Annotated in this window: 2 protein-coding genes; both read left to right on the forward strand. The window is 33.7% G+C overall.

From position 1 onward, the window contains the following. The first annotated feature begins 353 nt into the window (after positions 1–353). Positions 354–1,013 carry a tetratricopeptide repeat protein gene (locus ACSX1H_RS19115; RefSeq protein ID WP_439185857.1) on the forward strand — a complete coding sequence of 220 codons (660 nt, stop codon included), beginning with the start codon at positions 354–356 and terminating at the stop codon, positions 1,011–1,013. Between the two features lie 214 nt (positions 1,014–1,227). Beyond that, positions 1,228–2,001: an XAC2610-related protein gene (locus ACSX1H_RS19120; RefSeq protein WP_439185858.1), complete on the forward strand. Its 774-nt coding sequence runs from the start codon at positions 1,228–1,230 to the stop codon at positions 1,999–2,001. The last annotated feature ends 282 nt before the right edge of the window (positions 2,002–2,283 follow it).

Below are 2,283 nucleotides of genomic sequence, written 5' to 3' on the forward strand. Positions count from 1 at the left end.
CGTGAACAGGAATCAATTTGATTTACAAACTGTTTACGCCGCTCTTAATCAGTATTAGTTGGTTATAAGCTGCTTTAACAGGCTTTCGCACTTTTATTTTCGGAAGCTTGATTTTCAAACGCTGGCGTAAAACACCTTCATATTTGGTTTTTGGCTATGTGAAAAGCTGAACATTAGATTAAATTAAGAAGATAAAATAACAAGCTACAACATGCTGCAATAAAGCATAGCTAGCGCACTTTGGGCGGTTTGTAAGTCCAACCGATTGTCTGTCCTGCCGGACGGACAATCTCGCGTAAGAAGTGCTACGCTTCATGCAGCCACCGTTGTGTACAATGCAAAAAAACCAAACCATGAAAAAATTAATTACAATCGCAATTTGTGGACTAATGAGTCTATCTGCTTTCGGACAGGAACTAAAATCAAATAAGGTAGAACAAATTGGCTATGCACCAAAGCTTGACAAAGCTTATAGTGACGAGTTAACAGAAACACAATTGAAAGCTAGACAAGACTATAAACTTGGGTATTCGTTGATTGGAAGACATAATTTTAAAGAAGCAATACCATATTTGAAGAAAGCTATAGAAATCGATACTACGGGTAATTGTGGAAGTCGAAAGAATGGAATGGCTTATAGTGAAATTGGATATGCTTATACAAGACTTGGTGAATTTGATAATGCATTACCCTATTTAACTAAAGCTATTGAGTTAAATAAATATATACCAGAGCCATATTTAAGTTTAGCAATAATTCAGATGCAAAGAGGAGATAAAAAGAAAGCTGAAGAGACTCTTACGACTTCAATTGAATACATCCCGAATTATGCAATGAGTTATGTGCAACGTGGGTATTTATATAATTCTGACAAGAAGTATAAATTAGCACTAAATGATTTTAAATCATATTTAGAATTAATTGATAAACAAAATCATCAACAACAGACTCAGCCATTAACTCTTGATATTAAAAAGCAAGTGAAAGAGCTTGAGGCAAAATTGAATAAATAAGCACTGTACACAACAAACCGCAATAAAGCATATGGAGTCCGGCTCTTCTTGAAAGTTCTGTGGCTTCGGCAACCAACGCCAAATAGTTGATTTGGCTTTAGAAAAAAAAGTTAAAAACAAATACAACGCTTTGGCTCCGCTCATTTTGGAAAGTTCGTAAGGATAAATCTCCATACGCTTCATGCGGCAACCGTTAGCAAACATTAAAAAACACATGAGACAAATTTTATTAATAGTATTCATTTTTACAGTTTTTAATAGCTGTAACGAACAGAAAAAAGAATTGAAGGAAACAATTGGACAATCTCTAATTGTAAAAGATTCAATTGGGACTTTTTCTGTTTTATCTCTTCTTGACTCAGGTCTGATAGTTAATGCGAACACATACAAAATTGAAAAATCTATAAATAGAAAATTTGGAAGACTAGAAATACCAATAAAAGTGTGTGCGACTTTTGAGTCAAAAGGTTATGGAAATGTAGATAGTCTAATGCTAAATTATAATGGAAAGACACATAAAATATTTGTTAAAGAATTATTTATGTCAAGTCCTAATGGTATGGTGGTATTAGACGAAATTAAAGATAACCTGATTAGATTTGAAGATTACAATTTTGATAATAAACCAGATTTAGCAGTTTATAATAGCGCTAGTGGAATGAAGAATATATTGGAAGACAAATATATCTATAGTAAAGAAAGTGGTCAATTTGTTTATAACAAGATACTTTCTAATCATTCGAATTGCCAACCTGATTCAGTAAATAAAACAATTTACACTCTCGGACAAGGAGGAATGGCAAGTATGATATATGGTTCAGCAACATATAAATGGGAGGACGTTAAATTGGTTAAAATAAAAACTGTAAAACAGGACTATATTGATTCACTTGACATTTTTGTTAGAGAAATTAAAGAGCTTGTTGATACCACTTGGATTATGACCGTAGATACTCTGACTGAACAAAATGCTAAGGAATGGAAATAACGTTTGCTAACAAACCGCAATAAAGCATATGGAGTTACACTAAATTTGGAGGTTTTGTAGCTTCGGCAAACAACGCCAAATCGCCGATTTGGCTTTAAAAATGAAAAGTTAAAAACAAATACAACTCTTTGGCTCTGCTCAATTTGAAAGGTTTGTATGGTTAAATCTCCATACGCTTCATGCGGCCAACCGTTGTAGCTTATTTCGGGGTTTCTGTATCGGCAGTAGCATTTTGGTCATCCGCCAAAAACCAAAACTTAGTATTACTTGGCCACTAATCCT

Origin of the sequence: Carboxylicivirga taeanensis (assembly GCF_051851475.1) — a bacterium.
Lineage (GTDB): Bacteria > Bacteroidota > Bacteroidia > Bacteroidales > Marinilabiliaceae > Carboxylicivirga > Carboxylicivirga taeanensis.